This is a genomic window from Mycobacterium sp. UM_11 (assembly GCF_001414075.1).
GTDB lineage: Bacteria > Actinomycetota > Actinomycetes > Mycobacteriales > Mycobacteriaceae > Mycobacterium.
On sequence record NZ_LATC01000159.1, the window covers coordinates 1 to 6,804 of the forward strand.

At 69.2% G+C, this 6,804-nt stretch carries 7 protein-coding genes; 3 read left to right on the top strand and 4 right to left on the bottom strand.

Features of this window, described 5'->3' with window-relative positions; all coding sequences use genetic code 11:
* From WU80_RS23550 to phoU, 3 genes are all read right to left on the bottom strand, one after another.
* Positions 1 to 1,077, bottom strand: a 1,077-nt coding sequence (locus tag WU80_RS23550; protein WP_156371842.1) for an HAD-IC family P-type ATPase, incomplete at its 3' end; no start/stop codon positions are given.
* Complete coding sequence (locus WU80_RS23555; RefSeq protein WP_067815977.1) at positions 1,074 to 2,072, bottom strand: magnesium transporter CorA family protein; 999 nt, start codon at positions 2,070 to 2,072, stop codon at positions 1,074 to 1,076. The genes WU80_RS23555 and WU80_RS23550, both read right to left, overlap by 4 nt.
* A gap of 34 nt (positions 2,073 to 2,106) precedes the next feature.
* Positions 2,107 to 2,772 carry a phosphate signaling complex protein PhoU gene (gene phoU, locus WU80_RS23560; protein WP_055405510.1) on the bottom strand — a complete coding sequence of 222 codons (666 nt, stop codon included), beginning with the start codon at positions 2,770 to 2,772 and terminating at the stop codon, positions 2,107 to 2,109.
* A 212-nt stretch (positions 2,773 to 2,984) separates the two neighbouring features.
* On the opposite strand from phoU, the gene WU80_RS23565 reads away from it, so the two are divergent.
* Together WU80_RS23565 and WU80_RS23570 are read left to right on the top strand one after the other, a co-directional pair.
* Positions 2,985 to 3,602: a DUF5994 family protein gene (locus WU80_RS23565; protein WP_055405513.1), complete on the top strand. Its 618-nt coding sequence runs from the start codon at positions 2,985 to 2,987 to the stop codon at positions 3,600 to 3,602.
* 102 nt (positions 3,603 to 3,704) lie between these two features.
* Positions 3,705 to 3,893 (top strand): hypothetical protein, encoded by a 189-nt coding sequence (locus tag WU80_RS23570; RefSeq protein ID WP_055405509.1) that lies wholly within the window; start codon positions 3,705 to 3,707, stop codon positions 3,891 to 3,893.
* Positions 3,894 to 3,909: 16 nt separating this feature from the next.
* Here the strand turns inward: WU80_RS23570 and WU80_RS23575 are convergent, their stop codons facing one another.
* Positions 3,910 to 4,314 (bottom strand): CBS domain-containing protein, encoded by a 405-nt coding sequence (locus WU80_RS23575; RefSeq protein ID WP_055405512.1) that lies wholly within the window; start codon positions 4,312 to 4,314, stop codon positions 3,910 to 3,912.
* Positions 4,315 to 4,422: 108 nt separating this feature from the next.
* Between WU80_RS23575 and WU80_RS23580 the strand changes: the two genes are divergently transcribed.
* The gene (locus tag WU80_RS23580) at positions 4,423 to 6,750 is read left to right on the top strand and encodes a heavy metal translocating P-type ATPase (RefSeq protein WP_055405508.1); all 2,328 of its coding nucleotides are present in this window, start codon (positions 4,423 to 4,425) and stop codon (positions 6,748 to 6,750) included.
* Positions 6,751 to 6,804 lie beyond the last annotated feature (54 nt).

The window sequence follows — 6,804 nt, forward strand, 5'->3', positions numbered from 1 at the left end:
CGGCAGCGTCAGATGTGTATAAGAGACAGACCGGATCCGGCCTTCCGTCAGCGTGCCGGTCTTGTCGGTGATGAGGATGTCGACGTCGCCGAGGTCCTCGATGCACACCAACCGCTTCACCAGCACCTTGGCCTTGGCCAGCTGCCGCGATCCGGTCGCCAGGCCGGTGCTGACGACGGCGGGCAGCAACTGCGGGGTGATGCCGACGGCGATCGCCAGCGAGAACAGCACGGAGTCGATGATCGGCTTGCGCAGCAACAGGTTGCTGATCAGGATGACCACCATCAGCGCGACCGCCACTTGCAGCAGCAGATAGGAGAACCGGCGCAGCCCCACCTGGAACCCGGTCTCGGGTTGGCGCTCGTCCAAACCCGCTGCGATGCGGCCGAATTCGGCGTCCTTCCCGGTCGCGTACACCACCCCGACGCCCTCGCCCGCACTGACGATGGTGCCCATGAAGGCCAGGTTGGTCGCGTCGGCCAGGCCGGTTTCGGACGGCACCGGTTGGGGCGACTTCTCCGACCCGGTCGATTCCCCGGTCAGGATGCTTTCGTTGCACTCCAAACCGTTGACCTCGATCAGCCGGACATCGGCCGGCACGGCCTCGCCCAGCGACAGCCGGATCACGTCCCCCGGCACCAGCGCGGTGACCGCGAGCGAGACGAACTGCCCGTCGCGGCGCACCACGGCGTTGTGGTGCACGCTGGCATGCAGGTCGGCGGCCGCCCGCTCGGCGCGGTATTCGTTGATGAACCCCAGGCCGACGCTGGCCACCAGGATGATGCCGATGATGACGGCCTGCATGCTGTCGCCGAGGAAGTACGAGACGACCGCGGTGCCGGCCAGCAGGATCAGCACGGCGTTGCGCAGCTGACGACCCAGCACCGCAAGGACATTGACGTGATGCGTGCGCACCGCGTTGGGTCCGTAGCGCTCCAGCCGCGCGGCCGCCTGCGCGCCCGACAACCCCGCGGCGGAACTGCCCAGCCGGCGCAGCACCTCGTCGACCGGAGCGGCGGCGACGAGCTTGGCGCTCAAGGCCGCGGAGTCCGGCCGAAGATCCGCGTCGGCGGTCATAGCCAGTCGCGACGTTTGAACATCACGTAGATCACCACCATCAGGATGAAGATGAGACAGGTACTCGCAATGAACCCGGCGAGGTGGCCGAAGCCCGGATAGGGCACGTTCTGCCCGTAGAAGCCCGTGATCGCGGTGGGGACGGCGATGATGGCCGCCCACCCGGTCAGCTTCTTCATGATGGTGTTCAGCCGGGCGTCTTGCAGCGACAGGTTGGTTTCGAAGATCGTTGTGACCATGTCGCGCAACGACTCCGTCCACTCCGAGACCCGCAACACGTGGTCGTAGAGGTCCGCGTACAACGGGTCCAGTTCCGGGGCGGTGCCGACCTCGTGGCGGTGGTGCTGGATCGAGTTGACCACCTCGCGCATCGGCAGGGCCACTCGCCGCAGGCCCACCAGGTCTCGTCGCATCTGAAATGTCCTGCGCTGGAAGCTGGCCTGGCGCGGTCTGCCGTCGAACAGCTCGTCCTCGATGGCTTCGACACAGTCGTCCAGGGCCTCGACCGCGGCGAAATGACTGTCGACGACGACGTCCAGCAGCCCATGCACCAGGGCGCCCACCCCGTACTGCTGGGCGCCGATCTCCTCCCAGCGCCGCGTGACAGCGGCGATGTCGAAGTCGGGGGTGAGGCGCACCGTGATCAGGCCGCGGGGCAGCACGAAGGCCGAAATCCGCTGCATGGAAAGCATTCGTTGCGGTTCGTCGGTGACCTCCGCCGCGACGTGTACGGCATAGACGGTGAAAAACGTGTGCGTTTCGTACGCGGTGGCCTTGACGCGTTCGGCGGCCGCCACGGCATCTTCGACGGCCCACGTGTTCAGCCCGAGTTCGGAGGCCAAGCCGCACAACGCGTCGTGGTCCGGCTCGCACAGATCCACCCACACCAGGGCGTCGGGCTCGCGGAGGTACTCGGAGATGTCGGCGAACTGAAACTCGTCCTGCGGCTTACCGTGACGCCACAGGCGACCTTGAATGTGGGGCGCTACCTGCACGACACCCATCTTCTCAGTCAAGCTCACCCGCCTGTCAGTAGGTGGTTATCTCGTCCGGCGTGGGCAGGTCGCCGCTGACCATGAAGATGACGCGGCGACCCACCTCCACGGCGTGGTCGGCGAAGCGCTCGTAGAAACGGCCCAGCAACGCCGCGTCCACGGCGACGGGAATGTTGTGCGTCCAATCCCGATCCAGCAGCACGCTGAACAACCGGCGGTAGAGCTCGTCCATCGCGTCGTCTTGTTCGCGTAGCCGCGCGGCCAGCTGCGGGTCTTGGGAAGCCAGCACCTGTTTTGCGTTGGCGCACAAGCTAATCGCCACCTCCGCCATGTCGGCGAAACACGCGCGGACTTCCTCCGGCAGCGCGCGATTCGGGTGCTCGCGCCGGGCGATCTTGGCGATGTGCACGGCCAGCGCGCCCATCCGCTCGATGTCGGCGCTGATCTGGATCGCGCTGAATATCGCCCGCAGCTCACCGGCAACCGGTTGTTGCAGCGCCAGCAAGGCGAACGCCTCGCGTTCCGCTCGCCCGCGCATCACCACCATCCGGTCGTGGTCGCGGATGACCGCTTCGGCGGCGTCGAGGTCGGCCTCCAGCAGCGCCTCGGTGGCTCGGCGCATGGCTTCGTTGGCCAGCCCGCACATCTCGCTGAGCTGGACGCTCAACTCGCCCAACTGCTGGTGATAAGCGGATCGCATAGCGCAACGGTGGCCAATGCGAGCGCATTTCACAAGGGACGAAAGGCACCCGTTGAGCCGCGGTCGGCTCCGGTCGGCCCAAAACGGCTGCGGTTACGCGTTGTTCATGCGCGGTATACGGTGCGTACACCCGTCGGAGTCGCGGGTTGGCCACGGCGGCCGTACCGTTTTCCACGACGGCATCCCGCGGAGTCAGCGAGCAGGTGGTGGAAATGGAGCGCGACAATCGGTTGCAGCTCAAGCCCTATCGATCCGTGTCGGAACATCTCGACGGGGCGTGGTGGCCGCGGTCGACCAGCCTGGTCGACGAATTGCCGGAGCTGGTCACGTCGATGTCGGACCGGCTGGGACAGGTGGCCTTGGTGGGCTACCGCCGCAACGGCTGGCACGAGACGCCGCCGTTGGCGGAAGTGGGCGGGCACACCATCGAGTTGCTGGGCTTCACCAGCGACGAGCCGGCCAGCCTCATCCTGATCGGGGAGAACGGGCATCACCTCACCCTGCACGTGATCCGGCCGGACACCAGCGAGGACGTCGCCCGACAGGCGTTACAGCAAGCGGGAACACCCGCCGACTCCGACGGCGTGCCGGTGGGCCGCGCGACCGTGGCGCGGTCGGTCGCCGACGTCGCCGACAAGCTGGCCAAGCACGAGGGGCTCGACGACGACCGCCGGACCGCCGAGATCAAAAGCTGGTGCGAGGAAGCCGCCCAACAGTTCGTCGACGCACCGGTCCAGACCTTCGTGCCCATCCTGGTCGAACACATCGTTCGCAATCGCATGATCGAAACCCGCAGAAAATCCCCGCAGCCCGCGAACAGCCGCCGCTGAGCAGGCCTTTCACCACGGGCATAGCGCTGCCTCAGCCGGCACAAATTCTGAACACAGCGGACTCCCAGATTCGTCGGCGCCCATTAGGGGAAGATGTGTGCTATGGGCAGCGAGAAGTGGCCCTCGGAGGTGTGGGCCGTTGAGTACGCCACCCTCACCGGGGAGCGAGAAGTGGCGGTCATGGCGGGGCTGTCCGAAGCGTTGATGTGGATGGACAACTTGGCGCGCACCAGCGCCGCGTCACCGGTGTTGCTGCGATCCGACACCCGCTTCGAGCGATTCAGCTCCTGACGCGACGCCGCCTGAATTACGAATCGAAAGCCGTGTAGACGCCCAGCAGGTCGCGGGCGGAGACGATGCCGACCAGCGCGCCGTCGCGCTGCACCAGCACGTGCCGGATGTAGCGGTCCATCATCCTGGCGGCGACCTGGTCGACGGAGGCGTCGGCGTCACACCACACCAGCTTGGTGCTGGCCAACTCGGACACCGCGGCGGTGGCGAGATTGCGCCCGGCGGCGACCGCACGCACGATGTCGCGCTCGCTCACCAGAGCGGTCGGCCGCGCGTCGTCGCCGATCACGATGGCTCCCACGTCGCAGGTGACCATGGCCCTGGCGACGTCGGCGATGGTGGCGTCCGCGGGAACGCGGGCCACCGGGTCCCCCGTGATGGTGGAGATCGGCATGGTCCCAGCCGAAGATATTTCAGTCACGTGCACCATGCTCGCCACAAGGCGGCGGCCCTTTCTAGTGACCTGAGTCCCCAATCCGCGTCCATCCGGCCCTAGCCGCTGGCCGGACGCGCGATCAGGCTGACAGGCATGGCACGCGAGCCCGCTCGGTGGGTCGAGCCCGCCCTTGCCGCGGTGACGGTGGTCGCGTTGGCGGCCGGCGGTATCGCCTGGCTGGCCGGGGCGCCGCGGGTCGCCGACGGCTGCTGGATCGCGGGCACGGTCGTTTCCGTGGTGCCCGCGGTGGTGTGGGTGCTGGCCGGCCTGCGCCGGGGCCGCTTCGGGGTCGACGTGATCGCGGTGTTGTCATTGGTCGGCACGCTGCTGGTGGGCGAGTACCTCGCCGGCGCGTTGATCGCGGTGATGCTGGCCGGCGGACGGGCCCTGGAGGCGGCCGCCGAGCGCCGCGCCACCCATGATCTGCGGGCGCTGCTGGAGCACGCGCCGAGGTTCGCGCGCCGCCGCGTCGGCTCGGCCGTCGACGTCATCGCGCTGGACGACGTGGCGGTCGGCGACGTGCTGGTGGTCGGCCCGGGCGAAGTTGTGCCCGTCGACGGACGCATTTCCGATGCGGTCGCCGTGCTGGACGAATCGGTGCTGACCGGCGAACCGCTGCAGGTGGAACGCGGCGTCGGCGAGCCGGTGCGCAGCGGGGTGGTCAACGCCGGCACCGCCTTCGAGATGCAGACCACGGCCACCGCCGACGCCAGCACCTACGCGCAGATCGTCCGGCTGGCCGCGGAGGCCGGGGCGCAGAACGCGCCGGTGGTGCGGCTGGCGGACCGGTACGCGGCGTGGTTCTTGCCGTTGACGCTGTGCGTGGCCGCCGCGGCGTGGCTGGCCAGCGGCTCGCCGGTGCGGGCGGTCGCGGTGCTGGTAGTGGCGACGCCGTGCCCGCTGTTGCTGGCGGCACCGGTCGCGATCGTGTCCGGGCTGTCCCGGGCGTCGCGCCGCGGCGTGGTGATCCGCAGCGGCGGTGCCCTGGAAAACCTCGGGCACGCAACGACTTTGGTGATGGACAAGACCGGCACCCTGACGATGGGTCAGCCCGCGGTCGTCGACGTCGCGGCCGCGCCCGGCCACGACGCGATCGAGATCCTGCGGGTGGCGGCGTCGGTGGATCAGATGTCTCCGCACGTGTTGGCCGAGGCGATCGTCACCGCGGCGCGGGCGCGCGGTCTGCCGCTGTCGCTGCCCACCGACGTGGTCGAGGAACCCGGCCAAGGCGTCACCGCCACGCTGGACGGAAGGCGCGTGCACGTCGGCAAGTTCGCGCGCGACACCAACCCGGAATGGGCCCGGGCGGTGGTGAACCGCGCCCTGCTCGACGGCGCCGCGATCGCCTGGGTCTGCCTCGACGGGCGCCCCACGGGCGCGGTGTTGCTGCGCGACCCGCTGCGTCGGCACGCGCCACGCACCCTGCGCCGGCTACGGGACGCCGGGCTGAACCGGCTGGTCATGCTCACCGGGGACCGCGCTGAGCCCGCCCGCGAGGTGGGCGCCGTGCTGGGCCTGGACGAGGTGTGCGCCGAACAAAGCCCGGCGGACAAGGTGGCCGCCGTGCGCGCGGAGCGGGAGCGCGCGGTAACGGTGATGGTCGGCGACGGCGTCAACGACGCACCCGCGTTGGCCGCGGCCAGCGTCGGGGTGGCGATGGGCGCCCGCGGCGCCACCGCGTCCTCGGAGGCCGCCGGCATCGTGTTGACCACCGATCGGCTGGAACGGCTCGCCGACGCGATGGACATCGCCCGCTGGTCGCGGCGCATCGCCGTGCAGAGCGCGGTCGTCGGGATGGCGCTGTCGCTGGTCGCGATGGTCGTCGCCGCCTTCGGGTGGCTGCCGCCCGCCGTTGGGGCGCTGGTGCAGGAGGCCATCGACGTCGCGGTGATCCTCAACGCGCTGCGCGCCCTGCGCGGCAATCCCGGCATCGAGGTGGACCTGCCCGCACCGACCGAACAGATGTTGCGGCGCTTCGACGCCGAACACGACGAACTTCGCGACTCTGTGGATTCGTTGCGGGCCGCCGCCGACCGGTTGGCCGCGGCGGCCGACGAGTCGGCCCTGGCGGCGATCAGCCAGGCCCACCGCGTGCTCGTCGAGCGGATACTCCCGCACGAACGCGCCGAGGAGACGGAGCTCTACCCCGCCCTCGCGCACCCGCTCCGCACCAGCGAAGCGACCGCCCCGATGAGCCGCACCCACGCGGAAATTCAGCGGCTCTCCGACCGGATCGGCGCCCACCTGGCGCTGGCCCAAGGCGGCGGAGGGATCGGCCCCGACCAGGTCGACGACCTCCTCGCGTGCCTGTACGGGCTGCACGCGTTGCTACGCCTGCATTTTCTGCAGGAGGAGGAGAGCTACTTCACCCTGGCCGACGATCAGCCCGGTGAACCCTTGGCGCACAAGCTATCCCGCTGACGGGGGCCGTTTCATGACCGTGCCGGGAAGCTCCTGTCTCTTATACACATCTGA

Excerpts from the sequence above, each read along its gene's own strand:
- WU80_RS23580 (WP_055405508.1), top strand. The coding sequence starts at position 4,423 with ATGGCACGCGAGCCCGCTCGGTGGGTCGAGCCCGCCCTTGCCGCGGTG.
- WU80_RS23570 (WP_055405509.1), top strand. The coding sequence starts at position 3,705 with ATGGGCAGCGAGAAGTGGCCCTCGGAGGTGTGGGCCGTTGAGTACGCC.
- phoU (WP_055405510.1), bottom strand. The coding sequence starts at position 2,772 with ATGCGATCCGCTTATCACCAGCAGTTGGGCGAGTTGAGCGTCCAGCTC.
- WU80_RS23565 (WP_055405513.1), top strand. The coding sequence starts at position 2,985 with ATGGAGCGCGACAATCGGTTGCAGCTCAAGCCCTATCGATCCGTGTCG.